The sequence below is a fragment of the Chitinimonas arctica genome, from assembly GCF_007431345.1.
Classification (GTDB): Bacteria; Pseudomonadota; Gammaproteobacteria; order Burkholderiales; family Chitinimonadaceae; genus Chitinimonas; species Chitinimonas arctica.
Genome location: NZ_CP041730.1, coordinates 1,764,330 through 1,785,711, shown reverse-complemented (window position 1 = coordinate 1,785,711; position 21,382 = coordinate 1,764,330). Strand labels below are relative to the sequence as shown.

The following is a 21,382-nucleotide window of genomic DNA, read 5'->3' as shown; positions in this document are numbered from 1 at the left end:
TTTCTCCGGCAGCGCCATCAACGAGCGGGCGCTGCCTGGCGCCAACGCCGCCTCGCCCGCTCCTGCAGGCCATCGAAGAAGACATACAGTACCGGCGTGATGTAGAGCGTGATCAGTTGCGAGAAGATCAGCCCGCCGACCACCGCGAGGCCCAATGGCTGGCGCAGTTCTGCGCCGGCGCCCAGGCCGAGTGCGATGGGCAGCGCACCCATCATGGCGGCCAGGGTGGTCATCATGATGGGTCGGAAGCGTAGCAGGCAGGCTTGGCGGATGGCGTTGAGCGCGTTGCTTTCACCCTGGTGGCGGGCCTCCACCGCGAAGTCGATCATCATGATGGCATTCTTCTTGACGATGCCGATCAGCATCAGAATTCCGATCACCGCGATCAAGGTCAGTTCCAGGTCGAACAGCCGCAAGGTGAGCAAGGCGCCCACCGCTGCCGACGGCAAGCCGGCCAGGATGGTGATGGGGTGGATAAAACTCTCGTACAGCACACCCAGCAGAACATAGATAACCACCAGCGCCAGCAGGATAAGCGCCATTTGGCTAGCTTGGCTGGACTGGAAGGTGGCCGCGTCCCCACCCAGGCTGGTGAGGATGGTTTGCGGTACGCCCAGCTCCTGCTTGACGGCATCGACCCGTTTCAATGCCTCGCCCAGGGTGACGCCCGGCGGCAGGTTGAACGACAGGGTGACCGCCTGCAATTGGCCCTGGTGATTGACCGAGGTGGGCCGATCGTGCGTTTGACGGTGGCAAAACTGCTGAGCGGTACCAGTTCACCGCCGGCGGCCCGTATCCGTATCCTGGCAAACGCGCTTTCGTCGCTGCGGAAGGCATCGTCCAGCCGCATCATGACGGGGTAGTCGTCGCTAGGGGTATAGATGGTCGCGACCTGGCGATCGCCGAACGCGGCGTAGAGGGTATCGCGCAGGGTCGCCATATCCACGCCCAGCCGCGCGGCCTTTTCCCGGTCTATCTGCAGGGTGGCTTGCAGGCCCCGGCGTTGCGCATCGGTACTGACATCGCGTAGCAGCGGATCGTTCTGCAGGGCCTTCTGCAATTTCTCCGCCCATTCGTAGAGTTCGCCGGATTGCACGCTTTGCAAGGTGTACTGGTATTTACTGTTGCTGGGGCGGCCGCCTATGCGCAGGTTCTGGTCGGGATTGAAGAACACCCGTACCCCGGTGATGCCGGCGACCGATTTGCGCAGGTCTTCCACCACTTGTTTCATGGGCGGGCGTTGGCCCTTCGGTTTCAGCGTCAGGAAGAAACGGCCGGAATTATTGCTGTTCATGCCGCCACCGATGACCGACACCAGCTGGTCCACGTGCGGGCTTTGGCGCAGCTTGGCCTCGACCTGTTGCTGCAGTCCCAGCATGGTCGGAAAGGCCACATCCAGGGCGCCCTCGGTGCCGACCGTGATCTGGCCGATATCCTCTTCCGGAAAAAAGCCCTTGGGTATGGTGTAGAAAAACACCGCCGTCAGCACGAAAGTGAGCAGCGCGACACCCAGCACCACGGCGCGATGGCGCAGAGCGCTATCGAGCGAGCGCTGATAGCCGTTGATCATGCGCTCGAAAAACCGCTCGAACAGCCGGCTGATCAGTCCGGCCGGCGCATTATGCGCTTCGTGCTTGAGCAGGCGGGCGCACAGCAGCGGGATCAAGGTCAGCGAAGCAATGCCGGAAATCACGATCGCCAGGCTGACTACCACGGCGAATTCGTGGAACAGCTTGCCGATGACGCCGGGCATAAAGAAGATGGGGATAAAGACGGCCACCAGCGACAGGGAGATCGACAGGATGGTAAACGCCACTTCCTTGGCGCCCTTGATGGCGGCATCGAACGGCGCCATGCCCTCCTCGATATAGCGGACGATGTTTTCCAAAACCACGATGGCGTCGTCCACCACCAGGCCGACGGCCAGGGTGATGCCCAGCAAGGAGATATTGTTGAGCGAGTTGCCCAGCCAGGCCATCAGCGCGAAGGTGGAGATCAGCGAGATCGGCAGGGTGACGGTGGGGATCAGCGTGGCGGTGGCGCGGCGCAGGAAGAGGAAGATCACCATCACCACCAGCACCACGGTCAGTCCCAGGGTGAAGTTCACATCGTGGATGGCTTCGCGGATGGAACTGGAGCGGTCATTGCGGAACTGTACGCCGATGGAGGCCGGCATCTGCTTGACCAGCCGCGGCATGACCTCGCGGATCCGATCGACCACTTCCACGGTATTGGCATCGGGCTGGCGCTGCACCCCCATGACAATGCCCACCTCGCCATTGATGAAGGCGCCGGTGGTCAGGGTCTGGATGCTGTCCTCGACCCGGCCCAGCTCGCCCAGCCGGACAGGCTGGCCCTCGCGCAGGGCGATCACCAGCTGGCGAAAGGCATTGGCGTCGGTCAGCTGCTTATTGGCTTCGATAATCAACTGCTGCCGTTGCCCGTCCAGCACGCCGACCGGACTATTGGCGTTGGCGGCGCGTATGGCCTGGCTGACATCCGACAGGGTCAAATTGCGGGCCGCCAGACGGTCGGGATCGATACTGACGCGTACCGCGTATTTGCGCTGGCCATAGACATTCACCTGGGCCACGCCACTGATGGTGGCGAGGCTGGGGGCGATCAGATTGTCGGCATAGTTGTTCAGCTCCGACAAGGAAAGCGACGGCGAAGTCAGGCTGAGCAGGATAATGGCCTGGTCGGCCGGATTGACCTTGCGATAGGACGGCAGATCGGTCATATCGTCCGGCAAGGCACGCTGGGCCCGCAGCAAGGCGGCTTGCACATCCACCGCCGCCTTGTCGATATCGCGGTCCTCATCGAATTCCAGCGTGATGGAGGTGGAACTCTGGCGCGAAGTCGAGGTGATCAGTTTCAGGCCGGCAATGGTGGAAAACTGCTTCTCCAGCACCGTCGCCACCGAGGCCGCCATGGTTTCCGGCGAGGCTCCCGGCAGATTGGCCGATACATTGATGGTTGGCGTATCGAAAGAGGGCAGCGCCGCGATAGGCAGCTTCTGGTAGGCGAACAGGCCCAGCAATACCACCGAGATCGACAACAGGGTCGTCATTACCGGGCGGCGAATGCAAAGTTCGGATATATGCATGACGATCGATTCCGATGCAGTGGCATCGTTAGGTGGTAGCGGGTATGCGACTATTTGCCGTGGGAAGCGGCCTTGCCGCGACTTGCCCCAGCGCTTTCCATCACCTTTGCACCCGGCCGCAGGTTCTGGCCGCCTTCCGCCACCACCTTCTGGCCACCCGCCAAGCCCGTGACGATGCCGTACTGCTTGCCCTGTTCGGTCACGATGCGGGCCAGTTTGATCGGCTGGGCCTTGACGGTCTCGTCGGCCTCCACCAGGTAGACAAACTGGCCGGCCGGGCCGGTCTGCAAGCTGCCCACCGGCAATAGCACGGCATTCTTGTCCACGCCCAGCTCGATTGCGATCCGCACGAATGCGCCCGGCCAGAGCCGGTGTTCGGGATTGGCGAATTCCGCCTTGACGCGAATGGTGCCGCTGGCGGCATCGACCGCGCTATCGATAAAGCTGAGCCGGCCAGGCAAGGATTCCTGCTTTTCCAGCAAGGCAAGGGCCGGCACCTTGCCGCTTTGCTGCGCCGCCAACAAGCGGGACAGTTCCTGTTCGGGCAGGGTGAAGCTGACCGCGATCGGGTCCAGTTGGGTTAGCGTCAGCAAGGGCGTGGCGGCGCCGGGCTGGACCAGCGAGCCGGGATGGACGTCGATGGCGCCGGCTCGTCCGGCGAAGGGGGCGTGGATGGCTTGGTAGCTGAGGCCGACCTGGGCCGAAGCCACGGCCGCCTGCTTGGCGGCGACGGCGGCGCGCATGCTGTCCACCGTGGACTGGGCGGTATCGACCGCGCTTGGAGAGACGAATTGCTGTTGCAGCAGTTGCCGCGAGCGGGCCAGGTTGCGTTCGGCATCGGCCAGTTGGGCACGCGCCTGCGCCAGGTCGGCGCTGGCCTGGGCAACCTTGGCGGCGTCGTTGCGGCCATCCAGGGTGAACAGGCGCTGGCCTTTCGCCACATCCTGGCCTTCGCGGATATGCAGTTCGCGCACCGTGCTGGCGACCTGCGGCCGCAGTTCCACGCTGTTCAAGGCAGCCACTGTCCCCTGGGTCTCCAGCCGTACCGGCACGTCCTTGTGCTGGCTCAACACCACGCCAACCAGCTGCGGCTTGTTGGCCGCACCGGCCTTGTCAGCCGGCGTGCCGGCTGGCTTAAGGGCGGCCCAGGCGACCAGCGCGGCCAGTCCTCCACCCACGAGACACACAACAATACGGCGGGACATGCTGCTCCTTGGTTTATATCCGCACGGAACCGCGCGCTTATTGGCTCGAAGCCTTATCCAAATGAAGTTTAGCACTCGCATTCGGAAGACAAGATTGCAGAGGTGTCAGAGATGTTTATAAATGCAAACGCCGGTACGTGACCGGCGTTTCTGTGCTGCGTGACGGCGCGAAGGACTAGCCTGCGACGATAGGGACTACATATAGTTCCACGCGGCGATTCTCGGCGCGGCCGGCTTCGGTGGCGTTGCTGGCCACCGGCTGGCGCTTGCCGTGACCCTGGGCATCGAGCCGGGCGCTGTTGACATTACGGCCGCGGAAATAGTTCGCTACCGCCGTGGCGCGTTTTTCCGACAGGGCCTGGTTCAGGTCGTCGCTGCCCTGGCTGTCGGTATGGCCAAGAATGGTGATCGAGGTCTTGCCATAGGTGTTCATCACCTTGGCGATCTTGTCCATGCTGCCGAAGAAGCCCGGCTTGATCTCGCTGGCATTGCTATTGAAGGCGGTCGCGGCGGTCATGATGATCTTGATGCTGTTGTCCGGCAGCTTGGCGATACGGATATTGCCGGCCTGCACTTCGGGTGCCAGCACCTTTTGCAGATCCTGGGCCTGCTTGTCCATATAGGCGCCCACGCCGGTGCCGATCAATCCGCCGCCCACCGCGCCGATCAAGGCGCCCTTGCCGCGATTGTCGTGGTTGATGGCGGCTCCCAGGACCGCGCCACCCAAGGCGCCGATCACGGCGCCCTGGCCGGTCTTGGTCATGCCGCTGCCGTCGCTGGCGCAGCCGCTTGCCAGCAGGGTGGTGACCAGGGCGGCGCAGAGGCCTTGCTTGAAGCTGAATTTATACATGGTGTCGAATATCCGTTTGCATCGAAGTGGTACGGGAAAGCCGGGAGGGCGCGATTTTGCGAGCAGACAGGGCAGACACGCAATGGGTGAAAAAATTCCGTTATTCCGTAATTGAATAAAAAACGAATTATTAAGTGCTTTTTGTAATTTCGTGATCTCGCTAGACTGAAGGTCGAAAATCAATCCACGGAGACCCAGATGCATCGCAAGCCCTTGCTTACCCTGCTAGCCGCAGCCTTGCTGCCCTTGTCGGCCGTGGCGGCCGATATCAAGCTGCTCAATGTCTCCTACGATCCCACCCGCGAGTTGTACCAGGACTTCAACAAGGCCTTCGCCCAGTACTGGCAGAAGAAGAGCGGCGATACGGTCACCATCCGGCAGTCGCACGGCGGCTCGGGCAAGCAGGCGCGTTCGGTGATCGATGGCCTGGAAGCCGATGTGGTGACCTTGGCACTGGCCTATGATGTGGACGAGATCGCCGATAAGGCGAAGCTGCTGGCGCCGGATTGGCAGAAGCGGCTGCAGCATAACAGCGCGCCTTACCAATCCACCATTGTCTTCCTGGTCCGCAAGGGCAACCCCAAGCAGATCAAGGACTGGGCCGACCTGGTCAAGCCTGGCGTGGAAATCGTCACGCCCAATCCCAAGACATCGGGTGGCGCGCGCTGGAACTATCTGGCTGCCTGGGGCTGGGCGCTGAAGCAGCCAGGCGGCAGCGAGGCAAGTGCGCGCGACTATGTCGGCAAGCTGTTCAAGCATGTGAAGGTGCTCGACACGGGTGCGCGCGGCGCTACCGTCTCTTTCGTGGAACGTGGCATCGGCGATGTCCTGATCGCCTGGGAGAACGAAGCCTACCTGTCGGTGAAGGAACTGGGCCCGGACAAATTCGACATTGTCACACCCTCGATATCCATCCTGGCCGAGCCCAGCATCGCCGTGGTGGACCGCAATGCCGCCAAGCATGGCACCGCCAAGGTGGCAGAGGCTTATCTGCAATACCTGTATTCCCCGGTGGGACAAGATATCGCGGCGCAGAACTATTACCGCCCAGTCGATCCAACGATAGCTGCCAAATATGCCAGGCAGTTTTCCAAGGTAACTCTGTTTAAGATCGATGATGTTTTTGGCGGTTGGCAGAAGGCCCAGAAGACCCACTTCGTCGATGGTGGCGTTTTCGACCAGATCTATAGCGGTAAGTAGGCCATTGAGAACCGGAGGTAGAAATCTGAATCAACGAATCAGCACCCGGCGGAGCCGGGTGTTAACGGTCAGTGGCAAATGAACTGTCCCTCGCTTGGTTTAGTCCGACTCCCCCCGCCCTCGCCGCCGCGAGGGAGCCTCGCTGGCACTCGTTAGTGGATTTTGTTACTGGTAGTTCCATGCGGACGGATTGCTACCCGGCTTAGCAGGCATGCAGCGATTCGCTCGGCGTCACATTTTCAACCTACCAAGAAGGAAATGACCATGACCTTACGACTTGGCGATATCGCCCCCGATTTCACCCAGGACTCCACCGAAGGCCCGATTTCGCTGCACAAGTGGGCGGGTTCCAGCTGGGTACTGCTGTTCTCCCATCCGGCCGATTTCACCCCGGTCTGCACCACCGAGCTGGGCCTTACCGCCAAGCTGAAGGACGAATTCGCCAAGCGCAATGTCAAGGCCCTGGCCGTCAGCGTGGATACGCTGGCGTCGCACAAGGGCTGGATAGGCGATATCGAAGAAACCCAGAACGTCAGGCTGAATTTCCCCATCCTGGCCGACGCCGACCGCAAGGTGTCCGGGCTGTACGATATGATCCATCCGAATTCGCTGGCCAACTTGACCGTGCGTACCGTGTTCGTGATCGACCCGGACCGCAAGATCCGGCTGACCCTGACCTATCCGGCCAGCACCGGCCGCAATTTCCATGAAATCCTGCGGGTGATCGATTCGCTGCAACTGACCGACGAGCACAAGGTGGCTACGCCCGCCAATTGGCAGGATGGCGACGAAGTGGTGATCGTGCCCAGCCTGACCGACGAAGCCGAAATCCAACGCCGTTTCCCCAAGGGCTATCGCGCGCTGCGCCCCTACCTGCGGTTGACGCCGCAGCCGAACAAATAGGCATCGGCGATATTCGAATCACTCTTAGGACGCTAATACGCCCGGCTTGTCCGGGCATTTTTTCTGGGAACCGCCATGGGACTTGAACCGCAGCGACAGCTCAGCGAGCGCATCGCCAGTTTGCCGGCCCAGTGGGTGGCCGGTTTTCCACTGGTGCTGGACGAGTCCGGCGTGGTCGGCCGTTTCTTCAAATGCGAATTGCGCAGCCGCTTCGACACGCTGCAGATTGGCTCGGCCAATCTATGCCGCGCGCGGCTGGTTGCCTTGGGCCCGGATGGCGAACCCTTTCCGTCCGAGCGCTTGTTCCGGCTGACCAGTGGCGCTGATGGCCTGCTCAAGCTCGATAGATTGTGCCGGCTGATCCACGCCTTGAATTACTTTATCGTGGCCGAGGCCAGCCTACCCCTGGTGCTGCCGATCCATCCGCGCTTGTTCGAGTATGTCCGCAGTGCGCACGGCCACACCTTTGCCCGCATGCTCGCCCATTTCGATCTGAGCCCCAGCCGCATCGTGCTGGAAACCCCGGGCGGCCTGCCGCAGGCCACCTTGGATGGCTTTCTGAGCGAAGGTTTCGCCGTTCATGTCGCTGAAGCAGTCTGCGATTAACGCTGCAAGGCCAGCCGGGCTTCCAGCCTTTTCTGCAGCTGTTCCAGGGCCACGCTCAATAGCCAATAGATAGCCGCCGCAGCCAGATAAAGCGGCAGGGGACGAAAGCTGGTGGAGATCAGTTCCTTGGTCGCCAGCATCAGTTCGGTCACGGCGATCACCGATACCAGCGAGGTATCCTTGATCAGGCTGATCAAGGTATTGCCCAGGCTAGGCAGGGCCAGGCGCAAGGCTTGCGGAGCGATGATATAGCGCAGCGCCTGCGGCCGGCTGAGCCCCAGGCTGGCAGCCGCCTGCCATTGTCCAACCGCGACCCCCGCGATGGCGCCCCGCAGGCTTTCCGCCAAGTAGGCGCCGGCATTGAGACTGAGCGCCAGCACGCCCGCCGGTAGCGGTTCGAACTGTATGCCTATGCTGGGCAGGCCGTAATAGATCACAAATACTTGCACCAGCAGGGGCGTGCCGCGAAATGCACTGATATACAGCCCAAGCAGACGGCTCAGCCAACTGGGGCCGAGCAGGCGCAGAAAGGTGACCACGGTGGCGACAAGCATGCCACCCAGCATGGCCGACACGGCGAATACCAGGGTCCAGCCCGTGGCATGCAGCAGGATGGGAAGGGCATTGCCCAATAATTGCAGTAGGTCGGTCATGAGGACTTCAATTGGCATGGCGCCGGGCGCCATGCCGGTGGAGGAAAGACACCGTTATCGGCAATCTTTCATTTTACTTGGCGCCCAGGGGCTTGCTGACATCTCGCTCGAAGTACTTGATGGAAATACGCTTGAAGCTGCCGTCGGCCTTGATATCGGCCAAGGCTTTGTCCAATGCTGCGCCGAACTTGGGGTTGCCCTTCAGGTAGGGGATGGCGCTGCCTTCCACCGAGCCGACCGCCGCGCCGCCCTTCAGCGGCAGCTTGGTCTGCTTGACCAGGTAGGGAATCAGCAGGCTGTCGTTCAGGGCGGCGTCCAGGCGGCCCAGTGCCAGGTCCTGCAGGTATTCCGGTGCGCCCGGGTAGGTTTTCACTTCCACCCCTTCCACTGCGCGGGCCAGGTCGGCGTAGTTACTGCCTTGGCCCACGCCCAGTTTCTTGCCCTTGAGGTCGGCCAGGCCTTTGAAACTGCGTTTTTCGTCCTTGCGCACGATCAGCTGCGCACTGGACAGCGTATACGGCTGGGTGAAGTCGAAGGTTTCGCGCCGCTTATCGGTTGCCGATACCTGGTTGACGATGATATCGAACTTGCCGGTTTGCAGGCCCGCCAGGATGCCGCTCCATTCGCTGGTGATGAATTCGGGCTTCAAATTGAGCTTGGTGGCCAGCGCTTGGGCGATTTCCACGTCGAAGCCATCCAGCTGTCCCTTTTCGTTCTTGAAGTTGAACGGGGGATAGGTGCCTTCCACCGCGATTTTCAGCGTACCGCGGGCTTTGACGGTGTCGAGTAGATCGGCTGCGGAGGCATGGATGGCCAGGGCGCTCAGCAGGAACAGGGAGAGGAGTGAACGTCTTTGCATGGGCTTACTCGCGGCTGTGTGGAAGGAAATAACTAGATGGGGACGCCAGGCGTTGCGGCAAGCACCCATAGCCGGGCTGGCGGCAGGTTCCACCAGACCCTTCGCAAGGGGCGCCAGCCGGGTTCGCCGGGGAGGGTGGAAAACGGTGGCTGGCGGCCATAGCTGAATTGCAGGACACGGCCGCCGGCCTGGACGTACTCGATATAGCGCCGGCTGAGCAGGCGCGTCTGCGCCGGCGCCAGCGACTTGAACGGGATGGACGAAATCAGCAGGCTGTTGTCCGGCTGCAATCCACATTCGTCCAGCGCTTGCTCGATACGGCCATTTTCTACGGCGAGGCCGGGATAGCGCGCCTGCAATACGCTGGACAACACGCTCGACTGCTCGACCACCCGCAAGCGACCGTAGCCGAACGCTTCGACCAGCGCGCCGGTCAAGGCCCCGCTGCCGGGGCCGGCTTCGATCACCAGGCCACCCCGGTCCAGCGATTGGGCGGCGGCCGCCATCGCCTTCGCCAGGCGTGACGAAGACGGGGCCACCGCGCCGATCTCGCCGGGCGAGTGCAGAATGGCGCGCAGGAAGGCGAGCGTCGGCGTATTGATCACAGTGCGGCCAAGCCCGCGGCCAGGTCGGCCAACAGGTCGTCGATATGCTCCACGCCAACCGATAGACGGAGCAGATTGGGGGTAATGCCGCGCCGCAGCCGGTTGTCTTCCGGGATGGAACCGTGGGTCATGGCCCAGGGCAGGTTGACCAGGCTCTCCACGCCACCGAGGCTTTCGGCCAGGGTAAAGACCTTCAGGGCCGCCAGGAAGCGGCGCACGCCGGCATCATCGGCCTTCAGCCAGATGGTGACGATGCCGCCGAAGCCACGAGGGAACTGGCGTTTTGCCAATTCGTGTTGCGGATGGCTTGGCAAGCCCGGGTAGGCGATCTTTTCCACCCCGGCTTGTGCCGACAGCCATTCCGCCACCGCCAGGCCATTGCTGCTGTGGCGTTGCATGCGCAAGGGCAGGGTACGCAGGCCGCGCAATGCCAGGAAACTGGAGAACGGATCCATCACCCCGCCCACCGCGTTCTGCAGATAGGCCAGCCGCTCGGCCAGTTCTGGCGTACGCACGATCACCGCGCCGCCGATCACATCGGAGTGGCCGTTCAGATACTTGGTCACCGAGTGCAGCACGATATCCACGCCGTAGTCGAGCGGTTTGAGCAGGTAGGGCGTGGAGAAGGTGGCATCCACCACCACCAGGGCGCCCACCGCATGGGCGGCTTCCACCACGGTGGCCAGGTCGGCGATCTTCAGCAGCGGATTGGTGGGGATTTCCAGCCAGACCAGCTTGGTGGCGGGGGTGATGGCATCGCGCAGGGCGGCGATATCATCCGGTGCGACGTAGCGGGTCTTCAGTCCGGCGGTGCGGCTCCGCACCTTTTCGAACAGGCGCCAGGCGCCGCCGTACAGGTCATCCAGCGCAACGATCTCGCTGCCGGCATCGAGCAGTTCCAGGACGGTGGACATCGCCGCCAGGCCGGATGCGAAGGCGAAGCCGGCGACGCCGCCTTCCAGTTCGGCCAGTGCTTTTTCGAAAGCGCCACGAGTAGGGTTGCCGCTGCGGGCGTACTCGTAGCCGCTGTGCTCGCCCGGTGCCTTTTGGGCGAAGGTCGAACTGGTGTAGATCGGCGGCATCACGGCGCCGGTGGCGTCCGGGGTATAGCCGGCGTGCACGCTAAGGGTGTCGATATGGGACATGGGTTTTCCTAATGGGGAAGACGGGACGGGCGTCCAGGCCAGGGTAGGGGGCTAACCCCTACCCGCCGCGATCAGCGGATACGCTGGCGCCAGTGGTTGATCAGGTCCGACTGGGTGATCAAGCCAAGGAAGCGGCCATGCTCCACCACAATGGCGACGTGGCCATCGTTGAAGACACGCAGCAGTTTCTCGGTCGAATCGGCCGGCGACAGGGTTTCCAGCACGGTGCTCATGGCCTTGCGCACCGGCAGGCGGAAGTTCTCCGGCTCGTCGTGCACGGCCAGCAAGAGATCCCACTCGTCGATCAGGCCAACCACTTCGCTATCGCCTTCCAACACCGGCAACTGCGAGACGTCGTGGCGACGCATGCGGGCATAGGTATCGGCCAGCGTTTCATCGGGGCGGCAGGTGATGGTGGCGCCGAGGTCGTGGCGGCGGGTGATCAGGTCGGTGAGGTTGCCTTGGCGCGGCAGGCTTTTCAGGCCTTGGTCGATCAGCCAGCCGTCGTTGTATTGCTTGGACAGGTATTTATTGCCGCTGTCGCAGATAAAGGTCACCACCCGCTTCGGCGTGGTCTGCGCCCGGCAATAGCGCAGGGCGGCGGCGACCAGCGTGCCCGTGGACGAGCCGGCCAGAATGCCTTCCATGTCCAGCAACTGGCGGGCGACATCGATACTTTCCGCATCGGAGATACGGAAGGCCTGGCGTACCGAACTGAAATCGGCGATGGAGGGCACGAAGTCCTCGCCTATGCCTTCCACCCGCCAGCTGCCGGCTTCGCCATAGCTGCCGGTTTCGACGTAATCGGCCAGGATGGAGCCCACCGGATCCGCCAGCACGAATTCCACCGCCGGGTCCGCCCGCTTGAAGAAGCGGCTCAGGCCGGTGAGGGTGCCGCTGGAGCCGACGCCGACCACCACCGCATCGACATCGTGGCCGGTCTGCTGCCAGATTTCCGGGCCGGTACCGTGCTCGTGGGCGGCAGGGTTGGCTTCATTGTTGAACTGGTCGATATAGAAGGCGCCAGGCGTTTCTTCCGCAATGCGGCGGGCGTAGTCCTGATAGTAGAGCGGATGCCCCTTGGCCACGTCGGAGCGGGTGATCAGGACTTCGGCGCCCAGTGCCTTGAGATGGAAGATCTTCTCCAGGCTCATCTTGTCCGGCACCACCAGTTTCAGCTTGTAGCCCTTGCGTACGGCCACCAGGGCCAGACCCAGGCCGGTATTGCCGGCGGTGGCTTCGACGATGATGCCGCCGGGCTTGAGGCTGCCATCGCGTTCGGCGGCCTCGATCATGGTCAAGGCGATACGATCCTTGATGGAGCCACCCGGGTTGTGGCTTTCCATCTTGACGAACAGTTCACACGGGCCGGTATCAAGCTTGGTCAGCTTTACCAGCGGGGTCTGGCCGATCAGGCCGAGAAGCGGGTCAAACGACATGAATACCTCATGGGGAAAGTGACACGCACCGATCGAATCGGTAGGCGTGCAATCGGGCGGATGTTAACGCCCCGGTTAAGTAACTTAAAGTTCTTAAAAATTACATTTTTATTCTTAATTGGAATTAAGAGTCGTCCCTTGGCTAGCTGAACGCATCACTATCGGCACCGGTGGCAGCGTTTTCAGCGCCTTCGCCGGTTTCGTCGGGCGAGCTTCGGATTTTAGTTATTTGACACAAATAAACCATTATTTATGGGAATAAAGGTGACTTGCTATCCTCGGCATCGCTAGTCACTCTCCAGGTTCATCCCATGCCGAAGCTTACCCGTCTGATCGCCGCCGCACTGGCCGGCAGCTTGTCCGCTGCCGCGATGGCCGCGCCGACATTGCTGAATGTCTCCTATGACGTGATGCGTGACTTCTATAAGGATCTAAACCCGGCCTTCCAGCGTGACTACCAGGCCAAGACCGGTGAAGCGGTACAGATCCAGCAGTCGCACGGCGGCTCGGGCAAGCAGGCCAGGGCGGTGATCGACGGCCTGGAGGCGGATGTCATCACCATGAATATGCCGCCGGACATCGATGCGCTCCACGACAAAGCCAAGTTGATTCCCGAAAACTGGGCCAGCCGCCTCCCTAACAACAGCTTGCCCTTCACCAGCCTGCAAGTGCTGATCGTACGTAAGGGCAATCCCAAGGCGATCCGCGACTGGGGCGACCTGGTCAAGCCGGGCGTGCAAGTGATCATGGCCAATCCCAAGGTGACCGGCAACGGCCGCTACAGTTATCTGGCAGCCTGGGGCTATGCCCTCAAGCAACCGGGCGGCAACGAGCAGAAAGCGCGCGAATTCGTCGGCAAGATGCTGGCCAATGTTCCAATATTGGACGCGGGCGGCCGTGCGGCCACCACCACCTTCATGCAGCGCAATATCGGCGATGTCTTGCTGACCTTCGAGAACGAGGCCGAAATGATCGCCCGCGAGTTTGGCCGCGGCGGCTTTGAAGTGGTCTACCCTTCACTATCGGTACGGGCGGAACCGCCGGTCACCGTGGTGGACAAGGTGGTCGAGCGCAAGGGTAGCCGCAAGGTGGCGGAAGCCTACCTGCGATTCCTGTGGACGCCGGCCGCGCAAGAGATTGCCGCGCAGAACTATCTGCGCCCGCAGGATCCTGCCATCTTGAAGAAGTACGCCAGCCAGTTCCCACCCGTCGCGCTGTTCACCGTGGACGAGGTATTCGGCGGTTGGCGCCGGGCGCAAAAGACCCACTTCGACGATGGCGGCAGCTTCGATCAGATCTATAGCCGTAAATGACAAGACCACGCCATGAGGCGGCGGGCGCCCAGGCGGCCGTCGCCGGGCATTCATCGACAAGTTCAAGCCAAGCGCCCTCATGCGTCTAAAACAAGCCAGCGTTCTTCCCGGTTTTGGCCTCGCCTTCGGCTACACCATCGTCTATCTCAGCCTGATCGTCCTGCTGCCGCTGTCGGCGCTGATCATCAAGACCAGCAGCCTGAGCCTGGCCGAATTCTGGGCGGTGGTGACGACGCCGCGGGTTCTGGCCGCTTATAAACTTACCTTTGGCGCCAGCCTGCTGGCCGCGCTGATCAATCTGTTCGCCGGCCTGCTGGTGGCCTGGGTGCTGGTGCGCTACCGCTTTCCCGGCAAGCGCCTGGTCGACGCCCTGGTGGATCTGCCCTTTGCCCTGCCTACCGCGGTGGCCGGCATCGCCCTGACCAATCTGTACGCACCCAATGGCTGGATAGGCTCGCTACTCGCGCCCTTCGGCATCGAAGTCGCCTTCAAGCCGCTGGGCATCGTGCTGGCGCTGACCTTTATCGGCCTGCCCTTTGTCGTGCGCACCGTACAGCCGGTGTTGCAGGACCTGGAGCCGGAACTGGAAGAGGCGGCCGCCTGCCTGGGCGCCAACCGCTGGCAGACGTTCTGCAAGATCATCTTCCCGGCCGCCATGCCGGCCCTGTTGACCGGCTTTACCCTGGCGTTCGCCCGCGCCATCGGCGAGTACGGCTCCGTGATCTTTATCGCCGGCAATATCCCGTTCGAATCCGAAATTACCCCGCTACTGATCATCGGCAAGCTGGAACAGTATGACTACGTGGGCGCGACCGCCATCGCCACCGTCATGCTGGGCCTGTCCTTCACGTTGATCCTGCTGATCAACCTGCTGCAGTGGTGGCATGCCAAGCGCCACGGCATGCGCAAGTAACAACCAGCTATCTCGACCGGGCCGCCGCCCGGTATTACAGGGTAAGGGCCATGCATCAACTCAATACCGCCACGCGTTCCGTCGCCACCACCGAACAAGCCTGGGTCCGCTGGACCCTGGTCGGCGCGGCGCTGGCCTTTCTCGGCCTGTTCCTGGTGCTGCCGCTGGTGTCGGTATTCGCCGAAGCGCTGCGCAAGGGCTGGGATCTTTATTGGGAAGCCCTGCGCGAGCCAGATGCGCTGGCGGCGGTCCAGCTGACACTGATCGCCACGGCGATTTCCGTCCCCTTCAATCTGGTATTCGGCGTGGCGGCCGCCTGGGCCATCGCCAAGTTCGATTTCAAGGGCAAAAGCCTGTTGATCACCCTGATCGACCTGCCGTTCTCCGTTTCGCCGGTGGTGGCGGGGCTGGTCTATGTGCTGATCTTTGGCGCACAGGGGTGGCTGGGGCCATGGCTGCAGGAACATGACATCAAGATCATCTTCGCCGTGCCCGGCATCGTCCTGGCCACCATCTTCGTGACCTTCCCCTTTGTCGCCCGCGAACTGATTCCCTTGATGGAAGCGCAGGGCACCGAGGAAGAACAGGCTGCCATGGTGCTGGGCGCCAGCGGCTGGACCACTTTCCGGCGCATTACCTTGCCCAATATCAAATGGGGCCTGCTGTACGGGGTGATCCTGTGCAATGCCCGGGCCATGGGCGAGTTCGGTGCGGTGAGCGTGGTATCGGGCCATATCCGCGGCATGACCAATACCATCCCCCTGCATGTAGAGATTCTGTACAACGAGTACAACTTTGTAGCGGCGTTTGCCTGTGCCTCCATTCTGGCCTTGCTGGCCCTGGTCACCCTGGTGGCCAAGACCTGGGTGGAATGGCAGACCGAACGGCAGCGCGCGGCGGATGCCCGTGCCGCCTACGACGAGTGAAAGCGAGCCATCATGAGCATCGAAATCCAATCCATCGCCAAGCAGTTCGGTAGCTTCACCGCCCTGGGCAACGTCGATCTCAAGGTCGAAACCGGCGAACTGCTGGCCTTGCTGGGGCCGTCCGGCTGCGGCAAGACCACCCTGCTGCGCATCATTGCCGGCTTGGAAACGCCGGATTCCGGCCAGATCCTGTTTCATGGCGAAGATACCACCGACAAGCATGTGCGCGAGCGGCAGGTCGGCTTCGTCTTTCAGCACTACGCCTTGTTTCGGCATATGACGGTATTCGAGAATGTCGCCTTCGGCTTGCGGGTCAGGCCCAAGCAGACCCGGCCGTCGGACAGCGAGATCAAGCGCCGGGTGCACGATCTATTGAACCTGGTGCAGTTGGACTGGCTGGCCGACCGCTATCCGGCCCAGCTATCGGGCGGCCAGCGCCAGCGCATCGCCCTGGCCCGGGCCTTGGCGGTCGAGCCCAAGGTGCTGTTGCTGGACGAACCGTTCGGCGCACTGGATACCAAGGTACGCAAGGAATTGCGCCGCTGGTTGAAACGGCTGCACGAGGAAGTGCATGTCACTTCGGTATTCGTGACCCATGACCAGGAAGAAGCCCTGGAAGTGGCCGATCGGGTGGTGGTGATGAACAAGGGCAGGATCGAACAGGTCGGTACGCCGGAAGAGGTGTACGACACGCCGGCCACCCCGTTTGTCTATCAGTTCCTCGGCGACGTGAATCTCTTCCACAGCCGCGTGCATGCCGGCTTTGCCGATGTGGGGCATCAAGGCCCGCAAGGCGACGGCGCCATTGCCTACGTTCGGCCGCATGATATCGAACTGAGCCGCGAAGCGGTGGGCCAGTCGCTGCCCGCCAAGGTGGACCATGTCCGTGCCATCGGCTCCATCGTCCGCTTGGAACTGAGCCTGGAAAATGGCGATCCGGTCGAGGCGGAGCTGAGCCGCGAGGCCTTCGCCGGCCAGCGCTACCAGGCCGGCGAGCGGGTCTATATCCGGCCGCGCAGCGCCAGGGTGTTCGCCGAGGATTACTCGATCTGAAACGCTGTGTCGGGAAAAGCGGGGGAGGGGCTTTGCACCCCTCCCGCCAGCCTTAGTCCGTCGAGGCCTCCGGTTCGCCCTCGGCCGGTTTCGCCTCACGCATCTGTTCCATCATGGCGGCCGCCTCGGCGGCTTGTTTCGCCTTTTGGGTATAGATCTGGTACTGCGGGATCGCGATGGCGGCCAGGATGCCCACCATGGCAACGATCACAATGATGCCGCCGCCGCCGGAAGGCATGCCGCTACGCGGTACGAACAAGGCAAACAGGCCGGCAATCGGATTGCGGCCCGGCATGACGGGCTCGCGGCCGGCTCCCAGCTCACGTACCGCGTGCAGGCGTTTCACCAGCCAGGGATAGTCGCCCACCAATTCGTGGAAGGACATCCAGAAGCCGCTGGTCTCAATGGTTTGTCCCACATAGGCATCATGGTCCATCACCTTGGCGTGCTTGCCGCCGGCGGCCAGTACCGCCACGGCATGGGCGGCGTCGCTTGGATTGGGGCAGCAGCGCAGGCCATAGCGGTCGCAGGTGTACTCGCGCGCACGGGAGTAGGCTGGTCCGATCAGCGGCAGCCAGGCCACCGGCGCCAGTAGCGGACCGTGGCTGAGGTGCTTGCGATGCAGATGGCCCAGTTCGTGGCCGATATAGAAATTCAGTGCATCGGGGCGGTCCAGCAAGGCGTCCACCAGTTCGGCATACAGGGCAATGTAGTTGCGGCCGAGGAACTTGGTGGCGAAGGCATTAAAGAGGCCGTCGCTGCGCAGCAGGTAGGCTTCCGGCAGGGTCCGCATGCCGATCTTGCCGGCGCATTCGGCAATGCGGGCATGTAGCACAGGCAGTTGTTCGGGCGTGATACGTACCGCAGTACCCTTGATGTATGAAATAAAGCCGGACTGGGCGAACAGATAGAAGACGAAGAACATCAGCACATAGAACAGGGCCATGCCCAGCGTGCCTAGGATGATCAACAGCCAGAATATCGCCGCCAGCGTCGCCAGGATGGCGAAAAGCGTCTTTTCCTTCGGATAGACCAATTGTGTTTGCATTACAAACTTCCCTGGATTGATAGTGCTTTTTTATCGAGGGCCGCTCGAGCGACCGTCGCGCATGGTAGGGGAGTGTGTTACGCACGGCGAGGTAAATAGTCGGCTTTGTCTCAAATCGGCGTGTTTTTCCACGCAGATCCAGCTGCCGCTCGATGGGTAGCGAATCACGATCTGCCACGAGCGAGGCTGGCGGCTTTAAGTCATTCGCCACCCCCGTGCGGGCCGAAAGGGCCCGCAGCGAGGCGTGAAAATCAACTATAGGGAGTATTACGCAGCTTGAACTTGCATGATTTCTTTGCTCGTCCCCAGGATGAAATCACCCGTCATTGGGTTTGTGATTTCCCATTCTGCTATAAAAGCATCAACGCCGACCGTAATCTCCCATCCGTGGTGGGGGTCGCGCAATCTGACTTCCGCAAGATCGGCAGAAACATCATCAGCCACAACGACATGGCCACCTAATTTATCATGCAGCACGACAATTGCAGGTCCGTTTTCATCGATTGCGGTTTTCAGCTCTTTTAAATCTTTCACCGTGTTCTTAATGGGAAGTAACCCGGCTTTTTTTATATCGCAAGCTTGAAGATCGCTGTTCCCCAAATTCCTGCTTACCAATGCGCCTACATCTGGTTCCTTTCCATGCTCCATGATAAGCATGGCTGTAACCGCAGCCGTACATCCGCGCGCCGCTTGCTGCTGGATAATCGGTTTCCCATGCGCGGTGTACAGTACGGGCACCTCGTGATATTCATTGGATATGACTACTTGCTTAATTATATCGGATTTCGCGATGATTTCGTCGTCGGAAAAAAGGTCATTCTCCCCCCATGACCGCTTGCACATGGTGTCACATAGCGACATGGGAGGGTATTTCCTGGATTGCGTAGCGTCTACGGCCGTGCTTTTAAGCTGCTTCGGTGCCAAGTCCCGCGCCGTGCCTTTAACACCGCCTAAGTAGGCGGAGTTTTCTCCCTGCTCACGACATTGCTCGACTTCATAGCTGCTTCCATTCAACCGGGTGAGCCCGGCAGGGGATGCGCCATGCCCTTGTGCGTCCATATAAACATTGCGCGACGTATTATTTGCAATAATTCCTACCAAAATATATCTCCTGCCATCAGTGTGGCCATATTAAATAATTAAGGACGACAAAGCCTCCTGGTGCAATACACGGGGGATGGTAAGGGCGGCTTTGCCGGCCGGTTGAATAACCCTTCTGAATGCTTTTTGCTGACAGAATGGAGTGATAAGTTTAGCAATCTTGCAATTAATGGCTTCTGAAAAAATATGCAAAATATCGAAAACGACTCCCGTGGAATTCGAAAGTAGTGTGCTTCCACAGTGATATTAATCGATTGTGCCAAGCCTGCTGTGTCAAGCGCTTGGGACGCACTGAAATATTGCGGATTCCCAAGCTGCGGCTCATCACCCGGCAATACCCGTAAAGGGTAGGCCGTGGTTGTAAGCCCCTAACAGGCTGGTGAGAAACTCCGAACCCCTGCTGTGACGCGGGTTTTGAGGCAGAATTCGGTACTCAAACAGCACCCTACTTTTCCAGATTTCCCATGCGCGGCCAAGAGAATCCCCAACCGTCGATGTTCAGCTATGTGAGCCTCGAACATCGCGTCCCCGTCGATCACCCGCTGCGCCGGCTGCGCATCCTGGTCGATGGCATCCTCGCGAATATGAGCACGATATTGGGCGAGCGCTATTCACATACCGGTCGTCCGTCGATTCCACCCGAACACCTGCTGCGCGCTCTGCTGCTGCAAATTCTGTTTACCGTCCGCAGCGAGCGGTTGCTGATGGAGCAGCTGGAATACAACCTGCTGTTCCGCTGGTTTGTAGGCCTGGATATGGATGAAGCCGTGTGGGATCGCACGGTGTTCAGCATCAATCGTGACCGCCTACTCTGCACGGATATGGGCCGGGAATTCTTCCAGCGCGTGTTGTACCTCGCCGAATGGAAGGGCTTTGTGTCGGACGAGCATTTCAGTGTGGACGGCACCCTGATCGAAGCCTGGGCCAGCCATAAAAGCTTCGTGCGTAAGGATGGAGATGGGCCAGATCGGCCCGCTGGCCGCAACCCCGAGGTGGACTTCAAAGGCGAGAAGCGCAGTAACGCCACGCACGAAAGTAGCACCGACCCGCAGTCGCGGCTGTACAAAAAGGGGGAGTTTACCGAGGCCAAACTGCGCTATATGACTCACGCACTGGCTGAGAATCGTAACGGCCTAAGCGTTGATGTGGAGACGACGCAAGCTAACGGTCGTGCCGAATGGGAGGCTGCAGAACAGATGATTGCGCGCAGCGTCCGCAAGCCCAATGCCACGGTGGGTGCGGACAAGGGCTATGACGTAGACAGTTTCGTGAGTGCTCTCAAACGACGCGGCATCAAGGCCCACGTGGCCCGCAAAACCACGGGCAGCGCGGTGGATGGTCGAACGGCACGGGGCAAGGGTTATGCGCTGAGCCTGCGCCGGCGCAAGATGATTGAAGAGGCTTTTGGCTGGATCAAGACGGTGGGTGGTTTACGCAAGACGCGGCATAAAGGATTGGAGAAACTCTCCGGGCAAGCATTGTTCACCTTTGCGGCTTACAACCCGACGCGTCTGCTGAATCTGACGCGTCTGCTGAATCTGACACGGCCTGCGACGGTATAGGGATCAGTCCGTCCGCTGTCTGGGCCAGGGTGGACTGGCGGGGAAAAATTACCTTGAAAGAGGGTACAGCGTACGTCCTGCGCTGGAAAAAACAGCAGGACGGACATAATCCGAAGGAAGGGAGGTGTTTCTCGCCACCCTGCTAAAGGGGCAACAACCACGCACCCGCCGCGAGGGAGCCTCGCTTGCGCTCGTTGGCGCATTAAATCGGTGTTTCCCTTGCGTCGGCGCTTGCTGGAAAAGCATAAAAAAAGGCGATGGATAAATCCACCGCCCTTCTTACCTCCAATCCGCTTACTTCTGCTTGACCGCCTCAACCTGCACGGCAATCTTCACATCGTCGCCGATAAAGGGCAGGTAAGTCTTCATGCCCCAGTCGCTACGCTTGATGGTGGTAACCACATCCGCGCCACAAACGAAGTCGGTGCCCATGCGCACATCGCAACGCAGCGGGGTGATCTTCAGGGTGACCGGCTTGGTCACGCCCAGCATGGTCAGGTTGCCAGTGGCTTCCACCGGCTTTTCACCGTCGAACTTGAAGCTGTCGGCCTTGACGGTGGCGGTGGGGAATTCGGCCGTGTTGAAGAAATCCTTGCTGCGCAGATGCTCGTCGCGCTTGGCCAGGCCGGTTTCCAGCGATGCGGTCTTGATCACGGCGGCGAGCTTGCCCGACTTGGCGCTACGGTCCAGTTCCAGCGTGCCGGTGGTGTCCTTGAAAAAGCCGCGTGCCATCGAGAACCCCAGGTGGTCGACTTCAAAGCTGGGGTAGGTGTGCGTGGCGTCGAGGACGAATTTTTCGGTGGCGGCGAAGGAAGTGGCAGAGAGGCCGGCTGCGACGAGCAGGGCGATCAGTTTGGATTGCATCGGACTTGACTCCATTGAGATGAACAGACGG

General features: G+C 61.0%; 18 protein-coding genes and 1 pseudogene. 8 read left to right on the top strand and 11 right to left on the bottom strand.

Annotated elements, in window-relative coordinates; translation table 11 throughout:
• Positions 1–17: 17 nt before the first annotated feature.
• From FNU76_RS07975 to FNU76_RS07965, 3 genes and pseudogenes are all read right to left on the bottom strand, one after another.
• Positions 18–3,070 (bottom strand): annotated as a pseudogene (locus FNU76_RS07975) (efflux RND transporter permease subunit).
• 86 nt (positions 3,071–3,156) lie between these two features.
• Positions 3,157–4,311 (bottom strand): efflux RND transporter periplasmic adaptor subunit, encoded by a 1,155-nt coding sequence (locus FNU76_RS07970; protein ID WP_179958395.1) that lies wholly within the window; start codon positions 4,309–4,311, stop codon positions 3,157–3,159.
• 175 nt (positions 4,312–4,486) lie between these two features.
• Positions 4,487–5,161, bottom strand: a complete 675-nt coding sequence (locus FNU76_RS07965) for a YiaD family glycine zipper/OmpA-like lipoprotein (RefSeq protein WP_144277701.1) — start codon at positions 5,159–5,161, stop codon at positions 4,487–4,489.
• A 198-nt stretch (positions 5,162–5,359) separates the two neighbouring features.
• On the opposite strand from FNU76_RS07965, the gene FNU76_RS07960 reads away from it, so the two are divergent.
• The 3 genes from FNU76_RS07960 (at position 5,360) to FNU76_RS07950 (ending at position 7,870) form a co-directional block, all read left to right on the top strand.
• The gene (locus tag FNU76_RS07960; RefSeq protein ID WP_144277700.1) at positions 5,360–6,361 is read left to right on the top strand and encodes a sulfate ABC transporter substrate-binding protein; all 1,002 of its coding nucleotides are present in this window, start codon (positions 5,360–5,362) and stop codon (positions 6,359–6,361) included.
• Between the two features lie 264 nt (positions 6,362–6,625).
• Positions 6,626–7,264, top strand: coding sequence for a peroxiredoxin (locus FNU76_RS07955; protein ID WP_144277699.1), 639 nt, complete (start codon positions 6,626–6,628; stop codon positions 7,262–7,264).
• A gap of 75 nt (positions 7,265–7,339) precedes the next feature.
• Positions 7,340–7,870, top strand: a complete 531-nt coding sequence (locus FNU76_RS07950; RefSeq protein WP_144277698.1) for a hypothetical protein — start codon at positions 7,340–7,342, stop codon at positions 7,868–7,870.
• Here the strand turns inward: FNU76_RS07950 and FNU76_RS07945 are convergent.
• The 5 genes from FNU76_RS07945 to FNU76_RS07925 all read right to left on the bottom strand — a co-directional run bounded on the left by FNU76_RS07945 (position 7,867) and on the right by FNU76_RS07925 (position 12,571).
• Positions 7,867–8,523, bottom strand: a complete 657-nt coding sequence (locus tag FNU76_RS07945; protein ID WP_144277697.1) for an amino acid ABC transporter permease — start codon at positions 8,521–8,523, stop codon at positions 7,867–7,869. The two genes, FNU76_RS07950 and FNU76_RS07945, sit on opposite strands and share 4 nt — an antisense overlap.
• Positions 8,524–8,596: 73 nt before the next feature.
• Positions 8,597–9,382 carry a transporter substrate-binding domain-containing protein gene (locus tag FNU76_RS07940; RefSeq protein ID WP_144277696.1) on the bottom strand — a complete coding sequence of 262 codons (786 nt, stop codon included), beginning with the start codon at positions 9,380–9,382 and terminating at the stop codon, positions 8,597–8,599.
• A 32-nt stretch (positions 9,383–9,414) separates the two neighbouring features.
• Positions 9,415–9,987 (bottom strand): class I SAM-dependent methyltransferase, encoded by a 573-nt coding sequence (locus tag FNU76_RS07935; protein WP_144277695.1) that lies wholly within the window; start codon positions 9,985–9,987, stop codon positions 9,415–9,417.
• Positions 9,984–11,132, bottom strand: coding sequence for a trans-sulfuration enzyme family protein (locus tag FNU76_RS07930; RefSeq protein WP_144277694.1), 1,149 nt, complete (start codon positions 11,130–11,132; stop codon positions 9,984–9,986). The genes FNU76_RS07935 and FNU76_RS07930 overlap by 4 nt, the downstream gene beginning before the upstream one ends.
• A 71-nt stretch (positions 11,133–11,203) precedes the next feature.
• A complete protein-coding gene (locus FNU76_RS07925; protein ID WP_144277693.1) occupies positions 11,204–12,571 on the bottom strand; it encodes a pyridoxal-phosphate dependent enzyme in 1,368 nt (455 codons plus the stop codon).
• 311 nt (positions 12,572–12,882) lie between these two features.
• On the opposite strand from FNU76_RS07925, the gene FNU76_RS07920 reads away from it, so the two are divergent.
• The 4 genes from FNU76_RS07920 to FNU76_RS07905 all read left to right on the top strand — a co-directional run bounded on the left by FNU76_RS07920 (position 12,883) and on the right by FNU76_RS07905 (position 16,776).
• Entirely contained in the window at positions 12,883–13,884 is a 1,002-nt protein-coding gene (locus tag FNU76_RS07920) for a sulfate ABC transporter substrate-binding protein (RefSeq protein ID WP_144277692.1), read from the top strand.
• 79 nt (positions 13,885–13,963) lie between these two features.
• Complete coding sequence (gene cysT / locus FNU76_RS07915) at positions 13,964–14,797, top strand: sulfate ABC transporter permease subunit CysT (protein WP_144277691.1); 834 nt, start codon at positions 13,964–13,966, stop codon at positions 14,795–14,797.
• A gap of 50 nt (positions 14,798–14,847) precedes the next feature.
• On the top strand, positions 14,848–15,723 hold the full coding sequence (gene cysW / locus FNU76_RS07910; RefSeq protein ID WP_144277690.1) for a sulfate ABC transporter permease subunit CysW: 876 nt from the start codon (positions 14,848–14,850) through the stop codon (positions 15,721–15,723).
• Positions 15,724–15,735: 12 nt separating this feature from the next.
• A complete protein-coding gene (locus FNU76_RS07905; protein ID WP_144277689.1) occupies positions 15,736–16,776 on the top strand; it encodes a sulfate/molybdate ABC transporter ATP-binding protein in 1,041 nt (346 codons plus the stop codon).
• A gap of 52 nt (positions 16,777–16,828) precedes the next feature.
• Here FNU76_RS07905 and FNU76_RS07900 read toward each other — a convergent pair whose 3' ends face one another.
• Positions 16,829–17,824, bottom strand: coding sequence for a M48 family metallopeptidase (locus FNU76_RS07900; protein WP_144277688.1), 996 nt, complete (start codon positions 17,822–17,824; stop codon positions 16,829–16,831).
• A gap of 267 nt (positions 17,825–18,091) precedes the next feature.
• Positions 18,092–18,925: a papain-like cysteine protease family protein gene (locus FNU76_RS07895; protein ID WP_144277687.1), complete on the bottom strand. Its 834-nt coding sequence runs from the start codon at positions 18,923–18,925 to the stop codon at positions 18,092–18,094.
• 464 nt (positions 18,926–19,389) lie between these two features.
• Here FNU76_RS07895 and FNU76_RS07890 point away from each other — a divergent pair, with 464 nt between their 5' ends.
• Entirely contained in the window at positions 19,390–20,487 is a 1,098-nt protein-coding gene (locus FNU76_RS07890; RefSeq protein ID WP_144277686.1) for an IS5 family transposase, read from the top strand.
• A gap of 294 nt (positions 20,488–20,781) precedes the next feature.
• Here the strand turns inward: FNU76_RS07890 and FNU76_RS07885 are convergent, their stop codons facing one another.
• On the bottom strand, positions 20,782–21,351 hold the full coding sequence (locus FNU76_RS07885; RefSeq protein WP_144277685.1) for a YceI family protein: 570 nt from the start codon (positions 21,349–21,351) through the stop codon (positions 20,782–20,784).
• Positions 21,352–21,382: the final 31 nt, after the last annotated feature.

Excerpts from the sequence above, each read along its gene's own strand:
- FNU76_RS07970 (WP_179958395.1), bottom strand. The coding sequence starts at position 4,311 with ATGTCCCGCCGTATTGTTGTGTGTCTCGTGGGTGGAGGACTGGCCGCG.
- FNU76_RS07965 (WP_144277701.1), bottom strand. The coding sequence starts at position 5,161 with ATGTATAAATTCAGCTTCAAGCAAGGCCTCTGCGCCGCCCTGGTCACC.
- cysT (WP_144277691.1), top strand. The coding sequence starts at position 13,964 with ATGCGTCTAAAACAAGCCAGCGTTCTTCCCGGTTTTGGCCTCGCCTTC.
- FNU76_RS07940 (WP_144277696.1), bottom strand. The coding sequence starts at position 9,382 with ATGCAAAGACGTTCACTCCTCTCCCTGTTCCTGCTGAGCGCCCTGGCC.
- FNU76_RS07890 (WP_144277686.1), top strand. The coding sequence starts at position 19,390 with ATGCGCGGCCAAGAGAATCCCCAACCGTCGATGTTCAGCTATGTGAGC.
- FNU76_RS07925 (WP_144277693.1), bottom strand. The coding sequence starts at position 12,571 with ATGTCGTTTGACCCGCTTCTCGGCCTGATCGGCCAGACCCCGCTGGTA.
- FNU76_RS07905 (WP_144277689.1), top strand. The coding sequence starts at position 15,736 with ATGAGCATCGAAATCCAATCCATCGCCAAGCAGTTCGGTAGCTTCACC.
- FNU76_RS07930 (WP_144277694.1), bottom strand. The coding sequence starts at position 11,132 with ATGTCCCATATCGACACCCTTAGCGTGCACGCCGGCTATACCCCGGAC.
- FNU76_RS07960 (WP_144277700.1), top strand. The coding sequence starts at position 5,360 with ATGCATCGCAAGCCCTTGCTTACCCTGCTAGCCGCAGCCTTGCTGCCC.
- FNU76_RS07920 (WP_144277692.1), top strand. The coding sequence starts at position 12,883 with ATGCCGAAGCTTACCCGTCTGATCGCCGCCGCACTGGCCGGCAGCTTG.
- cysW (WP_144277690.1), top strand. The coding sequence starts at position 14,848 with ATGCATCAACTCAATACCGCCACGCGTTCCGTCGCCACCACCGAACAA.
- FNU76_RS07900 (WP_144277688.1), bottom strand. The coding sequence starts at position 17,824 with ATGCAAACACAATTGGTCTATCCGAAGGAAAAGACGCTTTTCGCCATC.
- FNU76_RS07955 (WP_144277699.1), top strand. The coding sequence starts at position 6,626 with ATGACCTTACGACTTGGCGATATCGCCCCCGATTTCACCCAGGACTCC.
- FNU76_RS07950 (WP_144277698.1), top strand. The coding sequence starts at position 7,340 with ATGGGACTTGAACCGCAGCGACAGCTCAGCGAGCGCATCGCCAGTTTG.
- FNU76_RS07885 (WP_144277685.1), bottom strand. The coding sequence starts at position 21,351 with ATGCAATCCAAACTGATCGCCCTGCTCGTCGCAGCCGGCCTCTCTGCC.
- FNU76_RS07945 (WP_144277697.1), bottom strand. The coding sequence starts at position 8,523 with ATGACCGACCTACTGCAATTATTGGGCAATGCCCTTCCCATCCTGCTG.